22 protein-coding genes are annotated in these 22,113 nt (G+C 56.3%); 19 read left to right on the top strand and 3 right to left on the bottom strand.

Going from position 1 to position 22,113, the window contains the following annotated elements; genetic code table 11:
* Window positions 1–17 precede the first annotated feature (17 nt).
* From ALO43_RS12610 to secB, 3 genes are read left to right on the top strand one after another with little or no spacing between them, the layout of a single operon-like run.
* Window positions 18–431, top strand: coding sequence for a rhodanese-like domain-containing protein (locus ALO43_RS12610; RefSeq protein WP_024670404.1), 414 nt, complete (start codon window positions 18–20; stop codon window positions 429–431).
* A gap of 2 nt (window positions 432–433) precedes the next feature.
* Window positions 434–685: a glutaredoxin 3 gene (gene grxC / locus ALO43_RS12605; RefSeq protein WP_005896105.1), complete on the top strand. Its 252-nt coding sequence runs from the start codon at window positions 434–436 to the stop codon at window positions 683–685.
* Between the two features lie 40 nt (window positions 686–725).
* Window positions 726–1,214, top strand: coding sequence for a protein-export chaperone SecB (gene secB / locus ALO43_RS12600; protein ID WP_005896108.1), 489 nt, complete (start codon window positions 726–728; stop codon window positions 1,212–1,214).
* A gap of 81 nt (window positions 1,215–1,295) precedes the next feature.
* On the opposite strand, the gene trmL is transcribed toward secB, so the two are convergent.
* A complete protein-coding gene (trmL, locus tag ALO43_RS12595) occupies window positions 1,296–1,751 on the bottom strand; it encodes a tRNA (uridine(34)/cytosine(34)/5-carboxymethylaminomethyluridine(34)-2'-O)-methyltransferase TrmL (RefSeq protein WP_054997612.1) in 456 nt (151 codons plus the stop codon).
* Here trmL and ALO43_RS12590 point away from each other — a divergent pair.
* From ALO43_RS12590 to ALO43_RS12550, 9 genes are all read left to right on the top strand, one after another.
* Window positions 1,750–2,190, top strand: coding sequence for a hypothetical protein (locus tag ALO43_RS12590; protein WP_024670405.1), 441 nt, complete (start codon window positions 1,750–1,752; stop codon window positions 2,188–2,190). The genes trmL and ALO43_RS12590 overlap by 2 nt on opposite strands.
* Window positions 2,191–3,247: 1,057 nt before the next feature.
* The gene (locus tag ALO43_RS12585; RefSeq protein ID WP_005896112.1) at window positions 3,248–4,609 is read left to right on the top strand and encodes an OprD family outer membrane porin; all 1,362 of its coding nucleotides are present in this window, start codon (window positions 3,248–3,250) and stop codon (window positions 4,607–4,609) included.
* Between the two features lie 169 nt (window positions 4,610–4,778).
* On the top strand, window positions 4,779–5,417 hold the full coding sequence (locus tag ALO43_RS12580; protein ID WP_005896114.1) for a peroxiredoxin: 639 nt from the start codon (window positions 4,779–4,781) through the stop codon (window positions 5,415–5,417).
* Window positions 5,418–5,684: 267 nt separating this feature from the next.
* Window positions 5,685–6,650: a sulfonate ABC transporter substrate-binding protein gene (locus ALO43_RS12575; RefSeq protein ID WP_054997611.1), complete on the top strand. Its 966-nt coding sequence runs from the start codon at window positions 5,685–5,687 to the stop codon at window positions 6,648–6,650.
* A 28-nt stretch (window positions 6,651–6,678) separates the two neighbouring features.
* Window positions 6,679–7,476 carry an aliphatic sulfonate ABC transporter permease SsuC gene (ssuC, locus tag ALO43_RS12570; RefSeq protein WP_054997610.1) on the top strand — a complete coding sequence of 266 codons (798 nt, stop codon included), beginning with the start codon at window positions 6,679–6,681 and terminating at the stop codon, window positions 7,474–7,476.
* Window positions 7,473–8,288, top strand: a complete 816-nt coding sequence (gene ssuB / locus ALO43_RS12565) for an aliphatic sulfonates ABC transporter ATP-binding protein (protein WP_005896121.1) — start codon at window positions 7,473–7,475, stop codon at window positions 8,286–8,288. The genes ssuC and ssuB overlap by 4 nt, the downstream gene beginning before the upstream one ends.
* Before the next feature lie 26 nt (window positions 8,289–8,314).
* Window positions 8,315–8,530, top strand: coding sequence for a TOBE domain-containing protein (locus ALO43_RS12560; protein ID WP_002555770.1), 216 nt, complete (start codon window positions 8,315–8,317; stop codon window positions 8,528–8,530).
* A gap of 134 nt (window positions 8,531–8,664) precedes the next feature.
* Complete coding sequence (locus tag ALO43_RS12555) at window positions 8,665–9,759, top strand: RHS repeat-associated core domain-containing protein (protein WP_032619026.1); 1,095 nt, start codon at window positions 8,665–8,667, stop codon at window positions 9,757–9,759.
* Between the two features lie 43 nt (window positions 9,760–9,802).
* Window positions 9,803–10,882, top strand: coding sequence for an RHS repeat-associated core domain-containing protein (locus tag ALO43_RS12550; RefSeq protein WP_024670408.1), 1,080 nt, complete (start codon window positions 9,803–9,805; stop codon window positions 10,880–10,882).
* 10 nt (window positions 10,883–10,892) lie between these two features.
* Here the strand turns inward: ALO43_RS12550 and ALO43_RS12545 are convergent, their stop codons facing one another.
* Entirely contained in the window at window positions 10,893–11,537 is a 645-nt protein-coding gene (locus ALO43_RS12545; protein WP_054997609.1) for a TetR/AcrR family transcriptional regulator, read from the bottom strand.
* Between the two features lie 198 nt (window positions 11,538–11,735).
* Entirely contained in the window at window positions 11,736–13,112 is a 1,377-nt protein-coding gene (locus ALO43_RS12540; RefSeq protein ID WP_005896129.1) for a glutamine synthetase family protein, read from the bottom strand.
* A gap of 596 nt (window positions 13,113–13,708) precedes the next feature.
* Between ALO43_RS12540 and ALO43_RS12535 the strand changes: the two genes are divergently transcribed.
* The 7 genes from ALO43_RS12535 (at window position 13,709) to ALO43_RS12505 (ending at window position 21,993) form a co-directional block, all read left to right on the top strand.
* Window positions 13,709–15,067, top strand: a complete 1,359-nt coding sequence (locus ALO43_RS12535; RefSeq protein ID WP_024670410.1) for a glutamine synthetase family protein — start codon at window positions 13,709–13,711, stop codon at window positions 15,065–15,067.
* Window positions 15,068–15,136: 69 nt separating this feature from the next.
* Entirely contained in the window at window positions 15,137–16,504 is a 1,368-nt protein-coding gene (locus ALO43_RS12530) for an aspartate aminotransferase family protein (protein WP_053479531.1), read from the top strand.
* 131 nt (window positions 16,505–16,635) lie between these two features.
* Window positions 16,636–17,733 carry a polyamine ABC transporter substrate-binding protein gene (locus tag ALO43_RS12525; RefSeq protein WP_005896135.1) on the top strand — a complete coding sequence of 366 codons (1,098 nt, stop codon included), beginning with the start codon at window positions 16,636–16,638 and terminating at the stop codon, window positions 17,731–17,733.
* Window positions 17,734–17,905: 172 nt separating this feature from the next.
* The gene (locus ALO43_RS12520; protein ID WP_053479530.1) at window positions 17,906–19,000 is read left to right on the top strand and encodes a polyamine ABC transporter substrate-binding protein; all 1,095 of its coding nucleotides are present in this window, start codon (window positions 17,906–17,908) and stop codon (window positions 18,998–19,000) included.
* 55 nt (window positions 19,001–19,055) lie between these two features.
* Window positions 19,056–20,198 (top strand): polyamine ABC transporter ATP-binding protein, encoded by a 1,143-nt coding sequence (potA, locus tag ALO43_RS12515; RefSeq protein ID WP_024670414.1) that lies wholly within the window; start codon window positions 19,056–19,058, stop codon window positions 20,196–20,198.
* Complete coding sequence (locus ALO43_RS12510; protein ID WP_005896142.1) at window positions 20,195–21,115, top strand: ABC transporter permease subunit; 921 nt, start codon at window positions 20,195–20,197, stop codon at window positions 21,113–21,115. The genes potA and ALO43_RS12510 overlap by 4 nt, the downstream gene beginning before the upstream one ends.
* A complete protein-coding gene (locus ALO43_RS12505; protein ID WP_004407356.1) occupies window positions 21,112–21,993 on the top strand; it encodes an ABC transporter permease subunit in 882 nt (293 codons plus the stop codon). The genes ALO43_RS12510 and ALO43_RS12505 overlap by 4 nt, the downstream gene beginning before the upstream one ends.
* Window positions 21,994–22,113 lie beyond the last annotated feature (120 nt).

Below are 22,113 nucleotides of genomic sequence, written 5' to 3'. Positions count from 1 at the left end.
CGCCCTGGAACCTACTGATGGTTGCTCACCTGCTTGAATTCGCCACTAACCACTATTTGATCACCGGCGCCTTCGTCATTCTGCTGGCACTGCTGATTGCCTACGAACTGAGCAAAGGCGGTGCCAGCCTGAGTACGCGCGAGCTGACTGCGATGGTCAACCGCGATGAGGCTGTGGTCATCGACGTGCGCTCGAAAAAGGACTTCACTGCAGGCCACATCGTTGGTTCCCTGAATTTTCCGCAGGACAAGGTGCTGACGCGCACCGTTGAACTGCAGAAATACAAGGACAAGACGTTGATCATCGTTGATGCAATGGGGCAGCATGCGGGCACTACCGCCCGTGAGCTGCTCAAATCCGGCTTCAAGGCCGCCAAACTGTCCGGCGGCATTTCCAGCTGGCGCGGCGAAAACCTTCCTTTGGTGAAGTAAAAATGGCTCAAGTCATCGTCTATTCCAGCGACTACTGCCCCTATTGCATACGTGCCAAACAGCTGTTGCAGAGCAAAAGCGTGGCCTTCGAGGAAATCAGGGTCGACGGCAAGCCGCAGCTTCGCGCCGAGATGACGAAGAAGGCCGGTCGCACATCTGTTCCGCAGATCTGGATCGGTTCGACCCACGTGGGCGGCTGCGATGAACTGTTTGCTCTGGAGCGTGCCGGCAAGCTTGATGCGCTGCTGGCCTGATTCCCTTTAATCTTTCAGCCCTATCTGACAAGGATCCGAGATGACCGATCAACCGAACACCGGCGCTGTTGAAAACGAAGAAAACGGCCCACAATTTTCTCTGCAGCGTATCTACGTCCGCGACCTGTCGTTCGAAGCGCCAAAAAGCCCGGCCATCTTCCGCCAGGAATGGACCCCGACCGTCAGCCTTGACCTCAACACCCGTCAAAAGCAGCTGGAAGGCGATTTCTACGAAGTCGTGCTGACCCTGTCCGTGACCGTCAACAACGGCGACGAAGTTGCGTTCATCGTTGAAGTGCAACAGGCCGGTATCTTCCTGATCAAGGGCCTGGACGACGGCGCGATGAGCCACACGCTGGGCGCGTTCTGCCCGAACATCCTGTTCCCGTATGCGCGCGAAGCCATCGATAACCTCGTGGTACGTGGCTCGTTCCCTGCGTTGATGCTTGCTCCGGTGAACTTCGATGCACTGTATGCGCAAGAGCTTCAGCGTATGCAGGAAGCTGGCGAAACGCCGACCGTTCAGTAAGCGTTATCGCAGCAAGCAAAAAGCGCCTTTCGGGGCGCTTTTTTGTGTTTGCCAAATCACCCGATGCAGGCGCGATCGTTATCAGGCAAACCCATGCTGGCGCCAGGCTTCGTAAACAGCGACGGCAACGGTGTTGGACAGGTTAAGGCTGCGGCAGCCTTCGCGCATGGGCAGTCGCAGGCGCTGGTCGCTGCTCAGCGAGTCGAGAATATCGGCGGGCAGGCCACGGCTTTCAGGGCCGAACAAAAACGCATCACCCGGCTCGAAGCTCGCATCGTGAAAAGGGCGCGAGCCTTTAGTGGTAAACGCGAATAGCCTGGGGTTGCTGATCTTCTCCAGGCAGGTTGCCAGGTCAGCGTGCGTCTGCAGCGTGGCATACTCGTGGTAATCGAGGCCGGCACGCCGCAGGCGCTTGTCGTCCAGCTCGAAACCCAAGGGTTCGATCAAGTGCAGGGTGCAGCCACTGTTGGCGCATAACCTGATGACGTTGCCGGTATTCGGCGGAATTTCTGGTTGAAAAAGGATGACGTGAAACATGCACGGCTCCGAACGAAAGGACGGGAGGCATTCTACCCCCGAAGAGGACCCGAGACCGAAGCTATGGCCGCGTGTTCTGGGTTCGATGGCGATTGTCGGCTTTACCGTGGGCACAATAATCGGTCGCTTGCAGCAACCGGACCCTGTCGAGCTCGAACAGATTGAAGAGTTGCCTGCGGGCCTTGCGCTCTGGTTCAACGAAGAACCTATGTATCAGGGCGCAACAGTCGATGGGACGGTGGTGCTTAACGTCGCAGCGTCCGGACGACCATGGAACGGTCAGCTGAGGTTCGACAACAAGGTGGCGCGCTGGAAGGTGGAGCGAGGGGAGAGGGGCTTGGTGCTGACTCTCCTGGCAGCCCGTCCGCTTCATGGCGACTGGCGCACTGAGAAAGTGGACGGGCGCTGGAGACTGGAGGTCAGTCTCCGGGAGGAATAAAAGAGGGGAATCCCCGGCCTGCCTGTACCAAGGTCCCCAAAACTGGTGATGTAATACCTATTGCAGAGGGCATGCCAGTTTTGACAATTAAGAAAAAAGAACGCGTGTATTGAGCCATGTCGGATTAAATACTGCCTGTGTTCGGTCGGCTTGTGCTTCATAAGCTTTTGATTAATATGATTTTATTTTTCTAGACTATCTTTGCTCGCCTTTTTCAACGTCCCCCCGGCACTTCTGCTGTCACACCGCCTCCTCTCGGGGAGGGCAGTGTTCTCCCGATCTCGCAGCCTTGGTGTGTGCACTCAATTTGCGCACAGCGGCGATGCAAAACCCATACTGATGCATTTAATGGGCTGCCCGTGCCAGCGCAACGGTGTGGTTATGACGTCGGCCCCATTGTCGAAATTTGCGCCAGCACTGTTTGAGTCGGTAGCTTTCTTGTAGGCGTTATCCGCCTGTGCAGAACGAGGGCGACACCCGAATTGCACTTTTGTTCATATGGACTACAGTCAACGAGGCGTTATAACCCTTGAAAAAGGCCCTTAAAGCAGTCTGAAAGGCGATATTCCGAATTTTTTTCACGACCAGGGAGTGGTTGGCGTCAAAGTGGTGACAACTGTCACATTTAGTCACTAATCTCCCCGAAGTGCCCGTTTTACAAGGCTTTTGCTGGCAGGCTAATTGCGCGCTGTCGCGGGTGACTGTGATCGGTTGAGGGACATTTGATCGATCTGAGGCATTAAAACAACAGATCTGACGAACGGTACCAAAATAAATTTTGGGAAATGCTCAGTGAGGTCGATACACTCCGTGACGTCCGGGCTGACACGAGTTGTGACATATACCTGAATGTTCTGAAAAAGCTGCCGCATCGGGCTTTATGGATATTAAGGTTTCACACGGGTGCGGCCTACGACATGCGCGGTCTAGTCAAAGTCGGGGTAGACAGAATCCATTGACCTCCAGGTCGGGACTGTCGCCTTTCGCGAAATCCTTGGGTCAGAGCAACGCTCGGCACCAAGGACATAAAAAATTAGATTCACGAGGAGCGTAGTTAATGAAGAAGTCCACCCTGGCCTTGGCCGTAACCGTCGGTGTATTGGCCCAGCAGGCCGGTGCAGCTGGTTTCCTTGAAGACAGCAAAGCGTCCGTTAGTTCTCGTACTCTGTATTTCAACAACGATCTTCGTGAAGGCGTTCGCGCTTCCGACCAGCGTGAAACCGCTACCGGTCTGAAATTCGACTACCTCTCTGGCTTTACTCAGGGCACCGTCGGTTTCGGTCTTGATGCACAAGCCCTGATCGGCTTGCACTTGGGTGGCGGCATTGATCACCATAATGCCAACACAGCTAACACCGTTGTTCCGACCGACACCGATGGCTCTTCCGTCAGCGACTGGTCCCGTATCGGAGCCAACGCAAAGGTGCGCTTCTCCAAAACCGAATTGAAACTCGGTAACGCGTTGGCCCCGAACCTTCCGATTTTGGTCAGCAACGATGGTCGTTTGCTGCCTCAGGCGTTTGCAGGCGGCATCGTGACCTCGAAGGAACTGGATAACGTTACCTTTACCGCGGGTCAATTGAACAAATCTATCGGCCGTGCGTCGTCGGACTGGGGCGATCTCTCGGTCAATGGCGCAACCGAAGGCAGTGATCAATTCCGCTTTGGTGGTGCTGACTGGAAAGTCACCAAAGACCTGACCTTGCAGTACTACTACGCCAATCTGGAAGATTTCTACAAGCAGCACTTCCTTGGTCTGGTCCACGTTTATCAGATTGACGCTAACCAGTCCTTCAAGACTGACCTGCGTTACTTCAACAGCAGCTCTGACGGCAAGAACAGCAGCGGCGCTTCAGGTTATGCCTTCAACAACAACAGCGGCTATGCCAAGACGCCTGGTGAAGTTGACAACCAAACCTGGTCTGCCATGTTCACCTACTCTCTGGGCAGTCACGCCTTCATGGTCGGTCATCAGCAAGTTGGTGATGACGGTGGTTTCGTGAACTTGAACCAAGGCTCCTTGCGTAACGGTAACAATCGTCCAGAAGGCAACGGCGGCGCCAGCTTCTACTTGTTCACTGACTCGATGATCAACAGCTTCAACCGTGCGGGCGAGAACACCACGTTCGGTCAGTATTCATATGACTTCGCCAAGCTTGGCGTTCCAGGCCTGAAAACAGCTATTGCCTACCTGCATGCTGACGATATCAAAGGCGCACGTGGAACCACCTCGTTCGGTAAAGAGTATTCCGAGTGGGAACGCGACATGCGTGTTGACTACGTCGTTCAAAGCGGTGTGTTGAAAGGTTTCGGTACCAGCGTCCGCTACGGTACTTACCGTGCTGATGACGGTCTGAACAACTCTTCGAACGCCGACCAGGCTCGCGTGATCTTTAACTACACCTACAACTTCATGTAAGTGTACTGAAGCTTAAAGGAACCCCGCCCTGTGCGGGGTTTCTTTTGCCCGTTTTTTGATATTCCTGGCAGGTCTATGAGCCATATTATTTATTCTTTTTAACTTCTCTGGGCAGGGCGCACAGTACTGCCATACCAAGGCTTACCCGATACAGACAAGGAGTAACACCATGACTCTGCGACTTGGCGACATCGCCCCTGACTTCGAACAGGAATCCAGCGAGGGTCGTATCCGTTTTCATGAATGGCTCGGCGACAGCTGGGGTGTCTTATTTTCTCATCCGGCTGACTTCACGCCGGTGTGTACCACCGAGCTGGGTTTCACTGCCAAATTGAAAGACGAGTTTGCCAGGCGCGGCGTGAAGGCTATTGCGCTGTCGGTGGACCCGGTTGATTCGCACATCAAGTGGATCGACGACATCAATACGACGCAAAACACGCTGGTCAACTTCCCGATCCTGGCCGACGCTGATCGTAAGGTCTCTGACCTGTATGACCTGATTCACCCCAATGCCAACGACACATTGACTGTGCGCTCGCTGTTCGTGATTGATCCGAACAAGAAGGTGCGTTTGACGATTACCTATCCGGCCAGTACCGGACGTAATTTCCACGAGATTCTGCGTGTTATCGACTCGCTGCAATTGACCGACAACTACAAGGTCGCCACGCCCGCCAACTGGGTGGACGGCGACGACGTAGTTATTGTGCCGTCAATAAAGGATGAAGCCGAAATCAAGGAGCGCTTTCCCAAGGGCTACAAAGCAGTCACGCCCTATCTACGCCTGACACCACAGCCAAACCGCTGATTTTCGATCTACCAAGCGTGGGGTTATTCGGGCCGATTTATCGGCCCTTTTTTATGCCCATAGCCACCTGCTCCGCCAACCGCTCCGGCGTCACAGGTCCGTGGCATGCAATCGACGAATCTTTACTTATATTCATTTATGGAATAACTAAATGAATAAATAAGATTTATGGATATAAAAAAGGGCTGTTAATGTCGTGCCTATTCCCACCTCGTTCCATCGTCACCGGTCGAGCATGGGGCCACCCCAATAGGTAAAGGAGCGCATATGCGCACTGTCATTTTGCGTCGAGGCCTTGTTGCGCTGGTTGCTGCTGCGGTTGCGCTCGGTGCCGCCATGCAGGCCCAGGCTGAAGACCTGCGCATCGGTTACCAGAAATACGGCACGCTGGTGCTGCTCAAAGCCAAGGGCTCGCTGGAAAAGCGTCTGGCCGAGCAGGGCGTGAAGGTTCAGTGGACTGAGTTCCCCGGTGGCCCGCAGTTGCTTGAAGGTTTGAACGTAGGCTCCATCGACTTTGGCGTCACCGGCGAAACACCACCGGTCTTCGCGCAGGCAGCGGGCGCGGATCTGTTGTACGTGGCTTACGAGCCGCCAGCACCGACCAGTGAAGCTATCCTGGTGCCCAAGGATTCGCCGATCACGTCTGTAAAAGATCTGAAAGGTAAAAAAGTCGTCCTCAACAAGGGCTCAAACGTCCATTACCTGCTGGTCAAGGCGCTGGAAGATGCGGGCCTGAAATATACCGATATCCAGACAGTCTTCCTGCCCCCAGCCGATGCACGTGCTGCATTCGAGCGCGGCAGTGTGGATGCCTGGGTTATCTGGGACCCCTATCAGGCCGCAGCTGAAAAACAATTGCAGGCACGTACGCTGAGAGACGGTACCGGTATCGTCGACAATCACCAGTTCTATCTGGCAACCAAGCCATATGCGCAGAAGAACCCGAAGGTGATTCAGGCTCTGATCGAAGAGGTCCGTGCGGTGGGCGAGTGGTCCAAGGCCCATCCCGGTGAGGTGACCACGCAGGTCGCGCCGTTGCTGGGTCTGCCTGCCGACATCACGCTGACTTCGGTAAAACGCCAAGGCTACGGCGCACTGTTCATGACACCGCCGGTTGTTGCGGCGCAGCAAAAAATTGCTGACACCTTCTATCAGCTCAAACTGATTCCCAAGCCGCTCAGTATCGCTGATGTGGTCTGGACGCCTCCAGCAACTGTTGCTCAAGCACAGTGATCTTCAGGCCCTTCGAGGAGAACACTCCATGAGCCTCAGTGCTTCCCAACGCATCGTTCACCGACTGGCGCCCTGGGCACTTCCAGTTTTGCTGCTGACGGTCTGGCAACTGTCAGTCAGCGCCGGCTGGCTGTCCACACGCATCCTGCCAGCGCCCAGCGCAGTCATTGAAGCCGGGATCAATCTGGTCGCCAGTGGCGAGATATGGACTCACCTGGCCATCAGCGGCTGGCGCGCCGGAATCGGCTTTGCCATCGGTGGCGGCATTGGCCTGGCACTGGGTTTTATTACCGGCCTGAGCAAATGGGGCGAGCGCCTGCTGGACAGTTCGGTGCAGATGATCCGCAACGTTCCGCACCTGGCGCTTATTCCACTGGTCATCCTGTGGTTCGGCATCGACGAGACCGCGAAAATATTTTTGGTCGCGCTGGGCACGCTGTTCCCGATTTACCTGAACACCTACCATGGCATCCGTAACATCGATCCGGCACTCGTAGAAATGTCCCGCAGCTACGGCTTGTCCGGCTTCAGCCTGTTTCGTCATGTGATTCTGCCGGGCGCCATGCCTTCGATTCTGGTCGGCGTGCGATTCGCGCTGGGCTTCATGTGGTTGACGCTGATCGTGGCGGAAACCATTTCGGCCAGCTCCGGTATTGGCTACCTGGCAATGAATGCAAGGGAGTTTTTGCAAACCGACATCGTGGTACTGGCCATCGTCTTGTATGCGGTCCTCGGCAAGCTGGCCGATCTGGCAGCACGAGGCCTGGAACGCGTCTGCCTGCGCTGGCATCCGGCCTATCAAACGAGTAAAGGCGGTGCCGCATGACCAGTCTCAAACAACAGCAGCCTTCCCATTTACTGCGTGGTATCCCGCTGGCGGTGCAAAGCCTGAAAAAGGCCTTTGGCTCCCGCGAAGTGCTCAAGGACATCGACCTGCACGTTCCTGCCGGCCAGTTTGTCGCCATTGTCGGCCGTAGTGGCTGCGGCAAAAGCACCTTGCTGCGGCTGCTCGCCGGTCTCGACAAGCCGACGCAAGGCCAGCTTCTGGCGGGCTCTTCATCGCTGGACGATGCCCGCGAAGATACACGACTGATGTTCCAGGAAGCGCGCCTGCTGCCCTGGAAGAAAATCATCGACAATGTCGGTCTTGGTCTGAGTGGCGACTGGCGTGCGCAGGCACTTGAAGCGCTTGAGGCTGTGGGCCTTGCCGAGCGGGCCAACGAATGGCCGGCTGCTTTGTCCGGCGGCCAGAAGCAACGCGTTGCCCTGGCCCGCGCGCTGATTCACAAGCCGCGTCTGTTGCTGCTCGACGAGCCACTGGGGGCGCTGGATGCCCTGACCCGGATCGAAATGCAGCAACTGATCGAGAAACTGTGGGGCCAGTATGGCTTTACGGTTCTGCTGGTTACTCACGATGTCAGCGAGGCCGTTGCCATTGCTGACAGGGTGATTCTGATCGAAGAGGGGCAGATCGGGCTCGATCTGCTCATCGATCTGCCTCGCCCACGTGTCCGCGGCTCGCATCGTCTTGCCGCGCTGGAAGCTGAAGTCCTCAACCGCGTGCTGGCAATCCCCGGCTCGCCACCCGACCCTGAGCCTTTTTCGCCACTGCCTACGCAACTGCGCTGGGCAAATTAACCCTGATCCCCAAAGGAAGACACGCCATGACTATCAAAGCCATCAACGTTCGCAACCAGTTCAAAGGCACCATCAAGGAAATTGTCCACGGCGACGTACTGTCGGAAATCGACGTACAGACTGCATCGGGCGTCGTAACTTCAGTCATCACCACCCGCTCTGTAAAAGAGCTGGAGCTGGTCGTCGGCAGCGAAGTTATTGCTTTCGTGAAGTCGACAGAAGTCTCCATTGCCAAGTTGTAAACAATGTACAAAAACACCCCGGACGGTTGCAGCCCTCCGGGGTGTTTTGCTTTTTTACCTAGCAGTTTTGCGAGGTAGGCAGCTTTCCGGTTTTGCCGGATGCTGAACGCTGGTTCCTTTTGATGCATCCAGCCATGACCTCTTCCACTAAAGCAGTGCTGTGCCGCTATCGCTATGACCCACTGGACCGACTGATATCCAGCACGCCAGCCGGCCAGGACGGTACTAAACGTTTCTATCAGAGAAACCGTCTGGCGACCGAGATCCAGGGTGCGGTACAACGTTCTGTCTTTCAACATGAAGACCTGTTGTTGGCTCAGCAGCGTCGGGTTGATGGAGTGGTGGATACAACACTATTGGCAACCAACCTGCAGCGCTCTGTACTGCAGCTTGTGGATAAGGCTGGAGCCGAGCCCGTGACATACAGCCCTTATGGCCATCATCCCGCAGAAAGTGGTCTGACCAGTCTATTGGGGTTCAATGGCGAACGACGCGATCCGGTGACCGGACATTATCTGCTGGGGAATGGGTATCGGGCTTATAACCCGGTGTTGATGCGGTTTAACAGCCCGGACAGTTTGAGCCCGTTTGGTGAGGGTGGGTTGAATGCGTATGGGTATGTGGGTGGGGATCCGGTTGGGTTTGGGGATGAGACGGGGCATATAAAGTTACGCATTATAGTTGATATTGCAAGGCGTAATTCAAACAGATCTCTGGAGCGTGTGATCAAGCGGACACCCATAATGAAAGGTCCGCCAAAACTCGTCGCATCAATGCCTTCAATTAGTGAACTTAGTTACACCCGCCCATTGCCCCCCGTTACGCGTGTACAGCCCTCTTTTGATAAATCAGGATCTGTTGGCTGGTCAGGCGGTGAAATAACCACTGCGTCAACATCTGGGGCAAGGCACGCGGTCCTTGATTCTTCGCCTTCAAAGCTTCTGAGTAATAAAGGGTTGGTTCACCATCGATATGTGCAAGGAAAACCTATACATATGTTCGATGAGCATGGGCTTCCTGTATCAGCGCAACGTATAAAAAATGCTTACAAGGAAAAATTTGAATCTGCGAGAGCTATGCAGGGTCATTATCAGATGAACTATAAAAAAAATGAGCGCATGCGTGACAAGTTTTTCAAATATACTGGACTGGCTGATGGGTACCAGCGTGAATATGATTCGTTAGCGGACTCCGTATTAATTGTCAGAGGCCCCGTGGGTGGATCTTGATAAGTTATAAATAACCCTCAATATTCCTTTTGAAATTTCTATCATGATTCCTTCAAATCAGACGGTATTTTGCAAGTATCGCTACGACCCACTGGACCGACTGGCTTCCAGCATGCCGACTGGCCAGGCGGACATTCTGCGTTTCTATCAGAAGAGCCGCCTGACGATCGAGATTCAGGGCGCGTTACGACGCACGGTCTTTCAGCATGACGACCTGTTATTGGCCCAGCAACGGCGTATTGAGGGTGTGATCGAAACCACGCTGCTGGCGACCGATCAGCAGCGTTCTGTTTTGCAGCTTGTGGACAAGGCTGGCACTCAGCCTATTGCTTACAGTCCCTACGGTCACCATCCGGCTGAAAGCGGCTTGACCAGTTTGCTGGGGTTCAATGGCGAGCGACGCGATCCGGTGACGGGGCATTATCTGCTGGGGAATGGGTATCGGGCTTATAACCCGGTGTTGATGCGGTTTAACCGCCCGGACAGTTTGAGCCCGTTTGGTGAGGGTGGGTTGAATGCGTATGGGTATGTGGGTGGGGATCCGGTCGGGTTTGGAGATGAGACGGGGCATATGCCGTTTGACCTCTCGAATAACCTACGAAAGTTCGCGACACACAATTCCACGGCCCGTGGAGGAAGTATTGAACTTTATAGATTTTGGAACGCTCCGATCATGCGCAACGTCAAGGCGCTCAATCGAAATACGCCAAGCCCATTAGTAAATGAGCTGGCAGCGACAACAGCACATACCTCAGCAGGCCCTGACTCTCCTATTGCTTCAACCTCAAGATACAGAGCGGGCGCAAGCTCTCCAAGGGGCGCGTCATTATCCGAACAGGAATTGAAGAAAACTCGGGCTAGACTGAGATATAGTCTGGTCGGTGGTGTGTCTGACAGTGAGCATACTGCAAAAAATACTTTAACAATTCATCAGAACAGAGTGGCGGATGCTAAAAAAATAAAAGAATATTACCGCGGCTCTGACATTAAAATTTTTAAGCGCTTCAAAGAGGTTTTAAAGCGCGAGAGGCATGATTTAAAAGCTTACAGCGAAGCTCTTTATGTCAGTCATCCCAATTTCATACGAAACCCTGACCCACCTAATTCGGGGTCAGCTACATAAGTACGATAGATCACGCTTTGGCGATGACCAGTCTCTTCCCCAAAAATACCGGCAAATACAACCCCAAGTAAGCATCAAACACTCGCATCCCTTCCTCAGCCATGCGCGGTGTAATCTCGTCATGCAACTGCACCGAACGCGCATACACCCGGTCGCCCAGTTCCATTGCCAAGGCAAACACGTCTACATCGTCTGGCAGCGCAGGCAGTTGGAAGTGACGATCAAACACTTCAAGCATCAGTTGCCCCAGTTCGATGTCGTGCTGGCGGTCGGCCTGGTTGATTTCAGTCAGGCCATGCTGGGCGAGTATCAACTGGCGGGCGGCGGCGTCGGCGTTGTAGATGGCCAGCATGCGCAGTTCGACGATGCGTGACAGGTCGCGCCAGGTCGTGAGCTGATCGTGATCAATGGGCGCTTGCAGCGATGCGCGGAAGGTCGCGTGGATGTCGGCGGTCAGTGCTTCGAGCAGCGCCGGTACGCTGGCGAAGAAGTGATACACCGACGATGGCGGAATGCCAGCGCGCTCCGCAACGCTATAGATCGACAGGCTGGCCACACCTTGTTCGGCAAGCAACGTACGGGCGGCGTCGAGAATCGAATCGATTCTGGCCTGGCTGCGTGCTTGAGGTTTGCGAGGGGCGGCGGCGCGTGTCATGGGCGTGGCTCTTGATTGGGCTGGCGGCATTGTAAGGGATTCTGACTGGAGGAATCGCTGTCGTCGCTCTTGAGCGTGCGCCCACACGTTTACGGCTCCCACGCTGGAGTGAGGAACGATAGATGTTCGGGAATGCACGCCAAACAAAAACGCCGCAAAGCTCCAGGCTTTGCGGCGTCTTGTATTACTCAGCCTCAATCAGACCGTATGCAGGTACCAGTTGTACTCAAGGTCGGAGATGGAGTGTTCGAATTCTTCCAGCTCGCTCTCTTTACAGGCGACAAAGATGTCGATGTATTTCGGATCGATGTACTTGGCCATGACCGGGTTGTCGTCCAGCTCGCGCAAGGCGTCACGCAGGTTGTTCGGCAGGCTCTGTTCATGCTGTTCGTAGGAGTTGCCTTCAACCGGGGCGCCCGGCTCGACCTTGTTGACCAGGCCGTGATGCACGCCCGCCAGAACAGAGGCCATCACCAGATACGGGTTGGCATCGGCACCGGCAACGCGGTGTTCGATACGTACGGCATCAGCCGACCCGGTCGGGACGCGAACCGCGACCGTGCGGTTATCAAGGCCCCAGGTCGGTGAATTGGGTACATAGAACTGGGCACCAAACCGGCGGTACGAGTTGACGTTCGGACACAGGAACGCCATTTGTGCCGGTAGGGTCTCGAGCACACCGCCGATCGCGTGACGCAATGCGGCGTTCTGCTCGGGATCCTCGCTGGTGAAGATGTTCTTGCCATCGCGATCCAGAATCGAGATGTGAACGTGCAGACCGTTACCTGCCTGACCCGGATAGGGCTTGGCCATGAAGGTGGTGTCCATCTCATGGTCGTAGGCGATGTTCTTGATCAGACGCTTGAGCAGAACGGCGTAGTCGCACGCCTTGATGGCATCGGCGACATGGTGCAGGTTGACTTCGAACTGCGCAGGGGCGCTTTCCTTGACGATGGCGTCAGCAGGAATGCCTTGCTCCTTGGCACCTTCAAGAATGTCCTGAAGGCAGTCGACGTATTCGTCGAGATCGTCAATCAGGTAGACCTGAGTCGAATGCGGGCGCTTGCCGGAGATCGGGGAGCGGGGCGGTTGCGGCCGACCGTTCACGTTTTCCTGATCGATCAGGTAGAACTCAAGCTCGAATGCGGCGCAGATGGTCAGGCCCATTTCATCGAATTTGGCGACTACCTGGCGCAGGACTTCACGCGGGTCGGCGAAAAACGGGTCGCCTTCGAGTTCGTGCATGGTCATCAGCAATTGCGCGGTAGGGCGCTTCTGCCAGGGCTCGTTGCACAGGGTGTCGGGGATGGGATAGCAGATTCGGTCAGCATCGCCGATGTCCAGGCCCAGGCCGGTGCTTTCCACCGTCGAGCCATTGATATCCAGAGCAAATAAAGAGGCCGGCAGGTTGATGCCTTTCTCGTAAACCTTATGGAGGCTGGTGCGTTCGATGCGTTTGCCACGCACCACACCATTCATATCTGCAATCAGAAGGTCAACGTACAGAACCTCAGGATGTTCCTTAAGGAACGCGTTCGCTTCGTTAAGCTGAACGGCACGCGGGGGTACCGACATGATGCAACACCTTTGTTGTTAAAAATATCAATCATCAATGATTGCGGATCTCAGTCAATCCGAAAGCCATGATGAAGTCAATAGAGCCTTTTTTGCCCTAAAACTGCGCCAGATGGCCTTTTTTGCTGCTATTTAGGGCGTTTTATCGTGTTTCTGGCCAATGTCGAATATGGGCTAAAGCGGCCCTTCTTCTATACATGACGGGCTGTTGTATAAAAAAATGAACGAGGCTAAGCTCGATCGCAACCCATATGGAAACAGTAGCAGCGGGTGTTCAACGCCTCACCGCTTTTTGCCTGGCGTCCGTCAGTGAGCCTGCACGGTGGTCATCATGCCTGTGATATCGGTGTTCGTGGTGGATTGACGCACATTGCGCCATCCTCCGACGGCCATCAAGGCCCTACTGTCCTACGCTCAAGGCCGGACATTACCACTTTAACGACGTCGCCAGTGTGACCGTCGCCGTCTGGAAATCCGGCTCTACAGGTGTCACCTTACCCCTAATCGGCGCCTGCCGAAACGAGTTGTACACCATGACGCGGATGCGTCGAAAAAACGCCTGATCACGATCAGGACAAGAAAACCCTGAGGTATTTATGAGTACCAACCTCGACCAGCTCACCGATTGGTTGAAAGAACACAAGATTACCGAAGTCGAATGCATGGTATCCGACCTCACTGGTATCACCCGCGGCAAGATCTCGCCGACCAACAAGTTCATTGCCGAAAAAGGCATGCGTCTGCCCGAGAGCGTGTTGCTGCAGACAGTGACCGGCGACTACGTGGAGGATGACATCTACTACGAGCTGCTCGACCCGGCAGACATCGACATGATCTGCCGCCCCGACCAGAACGCGGTGTATCTGGTGCCTTGGGCCGTCGAGCCAACTGCGCAGGTGATCCACGACACCTACGACAAGCAGGGCAACCCCATCGAGCTGTCGCCGCGCAACGTGTTGAAGAAGGTGCTCAAGCTCTACGCCGATCAAGGCTGGCAGCCTATCGTGGCGCCTGAGATGGAGTTTTACCTGACCAAGCGCAGCGACGACCCGGATTACCCGCTGCAACCGCCAGTCGGTCGCTCCGGGCGTCCGGAGACCGGGCGTCAATCGTTCTCGATCGAGGCTGCCAACGAATTCGATCCGTTGTTCGAAGACGTCTATGACTGGTGCGAACTGCAGAATCTGGACCTGGATACGCTGATTCACGAAGACGGCACGGCACAGATGGAAATCAACTTCCGTCACGGCGATGCCCTGTCGCTGGCCGATCAGATTCTGGTGTTCAAGCGCACCATGCGCGAGGCGGCTCTCAAGCACGACGTTGCTGCCACCTTCATGGCCAAACCGATGACCGGCGAGCCGGGCAGCGCCATGCACTTGCACCAGAGCATCATCGACATCGAGACCGGCAAGAACATCTTCTCCAACGACGACGGGACCATGAGCGAGCTGTTTCTGAACCACGTTGGTGGTCTGCAGAAGTTCATCCCCGAGCTGTTGCCGCTGTTCGCGCCCAACGTCAACTCGTTCCGCCGTTTTCTGCCCGACACCTCGGCACCCGTTAACGTCGAATGGGGCGAAGAAAACCGCACCGTCGGCCTGCGCGTACCGGATGCAGTGCCGCAGAACCGCCGTGTGGAAAACCGTCTGCCGGGTGCAGATGCCAACCCTTATCTGGCGATTGCCGCCAGCCTGCTGTGCGGTTTCATCGGTATGGTTGAAGGCATCAACCCGAGTGCGCCGGTGGTAGGACGCGGTTACGAGCGCCGCAATCTGCGCTTGCCGTTGACCATCGAAGACGCGCTGGAGCGTATGGAAAACAGCAAGACCATCGAGAAGTACCTAGGCAAGAAGTTCATCATCGGCTACGTCGCGGTCAAGCGTGCCGAGCATGAAAACTTCAAGCGCGTGATCAGCTCGTGGGAGCGGGAATTCCTGCTCTTTGCCGTCTGATTACGCAGAGCGCCGCCGCAGGTCGTTGCGCGGCGCTCTGATAACTGACCTTAATCAAGGAAGTGCTGCATGAGTGCCGACAAAAACCCGCAAACCCTCGAATGGCAGGCCTTGAGCAGCGAGCACCACCTGGCACCGTTCAGCGACTACAAGCAACTCAAGGAAAACGGCCCGCGCATCATTACTCGCGCCGAGGGCGTTTATCTGTGGGACAGCGAGGGCCATAAAATCCTCGATGGCATGTCCGGCCTGTGGTGTGTGGCTATTGGTTACGGGCGCGAAGAGCTGGCCGATGCTGCCAGCAAGCAGATGCGCGAGCTGCCTTACTACAACCTGTTCTTCCAGACCGCCCACCCGCCAGTACTGGAGTTGGCCAAGGTCATTGCCGAGATCGCTCCCCAAGGCATGAACCACGTGTTCTTCACCGGTTCAGGCTCTGAAGGCAATGACACGATGCTGCGCATGGTTCGTCATTACTGGGCACTGAAAGGCCAGCCGAACAAGAAAACCATCATCAGTCGCATCAACGGCTATCACGGCTCCACTGTCGCCGGCGCGAGCCTGGGCGGCATGACCTATATGCACGAGCAGGGTGACCTGCCGATTCCGGGTATTGCGCACATCCCGCAGCCTTACTGGTTTGGTGAAGGCGGCGACATGACGCCCGACGAATTCGGGGTGTGGGCTGCCGAGCAACTGGAAAAGAAGATTCTCGAACTGGGTGTCGAGAACGTCGGCGCGTTCATTGCCGAGCCGATCCAGGGCGCTGGTGGCGTGATTGTTCCGCCTGATTCCTACTGGCCGAAAATCAGGGAGATTCTGTCGCGCTACGACATCCTGTTCGCCGCCGATGAGGTGATCTGTGGTTTCGGGCGTACCGGTGAGTGGTTCGGTAGCGATTTCTATGGCCTCAAGCCCGACATGATGACCATCGCCAAAGGGCTGACTTCCGGTTACGTGCCGATGGGTGGCCTGATCGTGCGTGATGAAATTGTCGCTGTGCTCAATGAGGGCGGCGATTTCAATCACGGATTCACCTATTCCGGGCATCCCGTGGCTGCAGCGGTCGCGCTGGAGAATATTCGTATCCTGCGTCAGGAAAGAATCGTCGAGCGGGTCCGGTCGGAAACGGCACCGTATTTGCAAAAGCGTCTGCGTGAGCTGAGTGACCATCCTCTGGTGGGCGAAGTCCGCGGTGTCGGGCTGCTGGGTGCCATTGAACTGGTGAAGGACAAGACCACCCGCGAGCGCTATACCGACAAGGGCGCGGGAATGATCTGTCGAACCTTCTGCTTCGAGAATGGCCTGATCATGCGTGCTGTAGGCGACACCATGATCATCGCGCCGCCGCTGGTCATCAGTTTTGCGGAAATCGACGAACTGGTGAGCAAGGCTCGCAAATGCCTGGATCTGACGCTGGCTGCCTTGCAGGGCTGAATCCGCAAAAAAGCGCGGGATGTGCGTTGTTTAACAAGGGTAGCTTGAAAGCCTGCCCTCGAACTTGCCAGACTAATGGCTACAAGCCGCTAACCGACGGTCAGTGATAAAAAAACACATTGGAGCTACGCATGAAAAAATTTGGCAAGACCCTTCTCGCGCTGTCCCTGATGGGCGTCGTGGCCACTGCTGCGCAGGCCGATGACAAAGTGCTGCACGTCTACAACTGGTCCGATTACATCGCGCCGGACACCGTTGCCAAGTTCGAGAAAGAATCGGGCATCAAGGTGGTCTACGACGTTTTTGACAGCAACGAGACGCTGGAAGCCAAATTGCTGGCCGGCAAGTCCGGTTATGACATCGTCGTACCGTCCAACAACTTCCTCGCCAAGCAGATCAAGGCTGGCGTCTATCAGGAACTGGACAAGTCCAAACTGCCGAACTGGAAGAACCTGAACGAATCGCTACTCAAGGCCGTGTCGGTCAGCGACCCGGAAAACAAGCACGCCTTCCCGTACATGTGGGGTTCGATCGGTATCGGCATCAACCCGGACAAGGTCAAGGCCGCGCTGGGTGCTGACGCGCCAGTCAACTCGTGGGACTTGCTGTTCAAGCCGGAAAACGCTGCCAAGCTGAAGTCGTGCGGTATCAGCTTCCTCGATTCGCCAACCGAGATGCTGCCAATTGCGCTGCATTACCTCGGTTACCCGACCGATTCTCAGGACAAGAAGCAGCTCGCCGAAGCCGAAGCGTTGTTCATGAAGATTCGTCCGTCGATTGGTTATTTCCACTCGTCCAAGTACATCTCGGACCTGGCCAACGGCAACATATGCGTCGCGGTCGGCTACTCGGGTGATATCTATCAGGCCAAGTCGCGCGCTGCCGAGGCCGGTGGCAAGGTCAAAGTGGCTTACAACATTCCCAAAGAAGGCGCTGGCAGCTTCTATGATATGGTCGCCATCCCCAAGGATGCCGAAAACGTCGAGGGTGCCTACAAGTTCATGACCTTCCTGATGAAGCCGGAAATCATGGCTGAAATCACCAATGCGGTGCGCTTCCCGAACGGTAACGCGGCGGCCACGGCGCTGGTCGACAAGGAAATCACCAGCGATCCTGGCGTTTACCCGCCAGCCGACGTACAGGCCAAGCTGTATGCCATTGCCGACTTGCCAGCGGCTACCCAGCGCATCATGACCCGCAGCTGGACCAAGATAAAGTCAGGTAAATAAGCCTGTCATGAAACCTGTGGATGCTGCGTAGCTTTGGCTGCGCAGCATCCAGCAGACAGGAATATTGTCTGACACTTTGCTGGTTTGGCTCATAGACGGTAAGTTGCGCGCCGGTTTTGTTTTCCGATCGCCCTCCGGCGCTCAGGCACCTCTGTTTAAAAGGATGCGTTCTTTGTCTATTTCTATCTTGTCCAAAGCCTTGCTGGTGGCTGTCGGGCTGACACTGACGGTCAGTGCTCAGGCTGAATCCACTGTGCATATTTATAACTGGTCCGATTACATCGGCAAGACCACCCTGGCGGACTTCGAAGCCGCCACCGGCATCAAGCCGATGTACGACGTGTTCGACTCCAATGAAACCCTCGAAGCCAAGCTGTTGGCAGGGCGTACCGGCTATGACGTGGTCGTGCCGTCCAATCACTTCCTCGGCAAGCAGATCAAGGCGGGTGCGTTCCAGAAGCTCGACAAGTCGCTGTTGCCCAACTACAAAAACCTCGACCCTGCTTTGCTCAAGCGTCTGGAGAAGAACGATCCGGGTAACCAGTACGCTGTGCCGTACCTGTGGGGCACCAACGGCATCGGTTACAACGTCGACAAGGTCAAGGCAGTGCTCGGCGTCGACAAGATCGACTCCTGGTCCGTGCTGTTCGAGCCCGAGAACATCAAGAAGCTGTCCAGCTGCGGCGTAGCGTTTCTCGACTCCGCCGATGAGATGCTGCCAGCCATGCTCAATTACCTCGGGCTGGACCCCAACAGCACCAAGGAAGCCGACTATAAGAAGGCCGAAGCCAAGCTGATGGCGATTCGTCCTTACGTGACCTATTTCCACTCGTCCAAATACATCACCGACCTGGCCAACGGCGATATCTGCGTTGCAGCCGGTTTCTCGGGGGATGTGTTCCAGGCCAAGGCGCGGGCCGAAGAGGCAGGCAAGGGCGTGAAACTCGCCTACAGCATTCCGAAGGAAGGCGGCAACCTGTGGTTCGACATGCTCGCTATCCCCGCGGACTCGCAGAACGTCAAGGCGGCCAGTGCCTTCATCAACTACATGCTCGACCCCAAGGTGATCGCCAAGGTCAGCGATGAAGTCGGCTATGCCAACCCCAATCCTGCCGCCGGCGAGTTCATGGATCAGAGTATCCGTACTGACGAAGCGGTCTATCCACCTCAGGAAGTGCTGGACCGGCTGTTCGTGAACAGCGAGTTGCCGCCCAAGGTGCAACGTCTCATGACCCGCAGCTGGACCAAGGTCAAGTCGGGCAAATAACTATTCAGCACCCGGTCGTTTTGGCCGGGTTGCCTACCTGTTGGGAGTTTCACCCATGGCAGTTGCCTCCGGCGCCTACAAGAAAGCCATCGAAGGCGGTCAGCAACCCAAAGAGGTGCTGGTCCGGATCGATCGGGTCACCAAGAAGTTCGACGAGACGATCGCAGTGGACGACGTGTCCCTGCAGATCAACAAGGGCGAAATCTTCGCCCTGCTCGGCGGCTCGGGCTCCGGCAAGTCCACGCTGCTGCGCATGCTGGCCGGTTTCGAGCGTCCGACCGAGGGGCGTATCTACCTCGATGGCGTCGACATCACCGACATGCCGCCGTATGAACGCCCGATCAACATGATGTTCCAGTCCTACGCGCTGTTCCCGCACATGACCGTGGCGGACAACATTGCCTTCGGCCTCAAGCAGGACAAACTGGGCAAGTCGGAAATCGATGCGCGCGTGGCCGAGATGCTCAAGCTGGTGCAGATGACCCAGTACGCCAAGCGCAAGCCGCATCAGCTCTCGGGCGGGCAGCGCCAGCGTGTCGCTCTGGCCCGCTCGCTGGCCAAAAAGCCCAAGCTGTTGCTGCTCGACGAACCGATGGGCGCGCTGGACAAGAAACTGCGCTCGCAGATGCAGCTGGAGCTGGTGGAAATCATCGAGCGCGTGGGCGTGACCTGCGTGATGGTGACTCACGATCAGGAAGAGGCCATGACCATGGCCGAGCGCATCGCCATCATGCACCTGGGCTGGATCGCGCAGATCGGCAGCCCGATCGACATCTATGAAACCCCGACCAGCCGCCTGGTCTGCGAATTCATCGGCAGCGTCAACCTGTTCGAAGGTGACGTGATCGAGGACATGGAAGCACACGCGCTGATCCGCAGCCCCGAGCTGGAGCGCAATATCTATGTCGGCCACGGCGTCAGTACGTCGGTGGAAGACAAGCACATCACCTACGCGCTACGCCCGGAGAAACTGCTGATCACCACGGAACAGCCGGGTTTCGAATACAACTGGTCACGCGGCAAGGTTCACGACATCGCGTACCTGGGCGGCCATTCGGTTTTCTACGTCGAGCTGCCGGGCGGCAAGCTGGTGCAGTCGTTTGTCGCCAACGCCGAACGTCAGGGCGCGCGACCTACCTGGGGCGATGAAGTCTACGTCTGGTGGGAAGACGACAGCGGCGTGGTACTGCGCTCATGAAAATCCGCAAGATCAAGCGCGCTTTCGAGCGCATAAAGCCCAACGGGCGGCAGATGGTCATCGGCGTGCCGTTCCTCTGGCTGTTCCTGTTCTTCGCGCTGCCGTTCCTGATCGTGCTGAAGATCAGCTTCGCCGAAGCAGACGTTGCGATCCCGCCGTATACCGAGATTTTCAGCTACGCCGACGAAAAGCTGCAGATGGTCCTTAATTTCGCCAACTACACCTTGCTCAGTGGCGATGACCTGTACGTTTCAGCGTACCTTGGCTCGCTGAAAATGGCCTTCATCAGCACCTTGCTGTGCCTGCTGATCGGTTACCCGATGGCCTATGCCATTGCCAGCGCCCGCAAGGACCTGCAAACCGTGCTGTTGCTGCTGATCATGATGCCGACCTGGACGGCGATCCTGATTCGCGTCTATGCCTGGATGGGTATTCTCAGCAACAACGGCCTGCTCAATGCCTTCCTGATGTGGCTGGGCCTGATCGACTCGCCGTTGCAGATTCTCAACACCAACCTGGCGGTGTACATCGGCGTGGTCTATTCCTACCTGCCGTTCATGATTTTGCCGCTGTATGCCAACCTCGTGAAGCATGACACCAGCCTGCTGGAGGCTGCGTCCGACCTGGGTTCCAGCACTTTCAACAGCTTCTGGAAAATCACCGTGCCGCTGTCCAAGAACGGTGTGATTGCTGGCTGCATGCTGGTGTTCATTCCGGTGGTGGGCGAATTCGTGATTCCCGAGCTGCTGGGTGGCCCGGAAACCCTGATGATCGGCCGTGTGCTGTGGCAGGAATTCTTCAACAACCGCGACTGGCCGGTGGCTTCGGCGCTGGCGGTCATCATGCTGCTGGTGCTCATCGTGCCGATTATCCTGTTCAACCGCAGTCAGGCCAAAGAACTGGAGGGCAAGGCATGAACCGCTTTCGATTCTCGAACCTGATGCTGGTCCTGGGTTTGCTGTTTATCTATGCGCCGATGGTGATTCTGGTCATCTACTCGTTCAACGCCTCGCAACTGGTGACGGTCTGGGGTGGCTGGTCGGTGAAATGGTACGTCGGCCTGCTGGACAACTCGCAACTGATGGGTTCAGTGATGCGCTCGCTGGAAATCGCCTGTTACACAGCTGTTGCAGCGGTGGCGCTGGGGACGATGGCTGCGTTTGTTCTGACCCGGATCAGCCGCTTCAAGGGCCGTACATTCTTCGGCGGGCTGGTTACCGCGCCATTGGTGATGCCGGAAGTGATCACTGGTCTGTCGCTGCTGCTGTTGTTCGTGGCGATGGCGCAGATGATCGGCTGGCCGCAGGAGCGCGGCATCATGACCATCTGGATCGCCCACACGACGTTCTGCGCGGCCTACGTGGCTGTTGTGGTCTCGGCGCGGTTGCGTGAGCTGGACCTGTCGATCGAAGAAGCGGCGATGGACCTGGGCGCGCGTCCGTGGAAGGTGTTCTTGCTGATCACTATCCCGATGATCGCGCCGTCGCTGGCAGCCGGGGGCATGATGTCCTTTGCCCTGTCGCTGGACGATCTGGTACTCGCCAGCTTCGTCTCCGGGCCTGGTTCGACGACGCTGCCGATGGAAGTGTTCTCTGCTGTGCGTCTGGGTGTGAAGCCGGAAATAAATGCCGTCGCGAGCCTGATCCTATTGGCCGTTTCACTGGCGACGTTTCTGGTCTGGTTCTTTACCCGCCGCGCCGAAAACAACCGCAAGCGTGCGATTCAGCAGGCCATCGAAGAAAGCGCGGCAGACGCCTGGAAGCAACCCGACCCAAGGCGCGCGCCTGCAGCGTGAGGACCTTCGTGCGCGGTACGCAAGTCCGCTCTTGATTCTGCCCGCAGGGCGTGGGGGCGAGCTTGCTCGGTTTCACTGTCGGTTCCCGACAGTTCGCGGACAAGTCCGCTCCCACGCCCT

It is taken from the genome of Pseudomonas tremae, from assembly GCF_001401155.1.
In the GTDB taxonomy this organism is placed as follows: domain Bacteria; phylum Pseudomonadota; class Gammaproteobacteria; order Pseudomonadales; family Pseudomonadaceae; genus Aquipseudomonas; species Aquipseudomonas tremae.
This window is presented reverse-complemented; position numbering and strand designations above follow the sequence as displayed.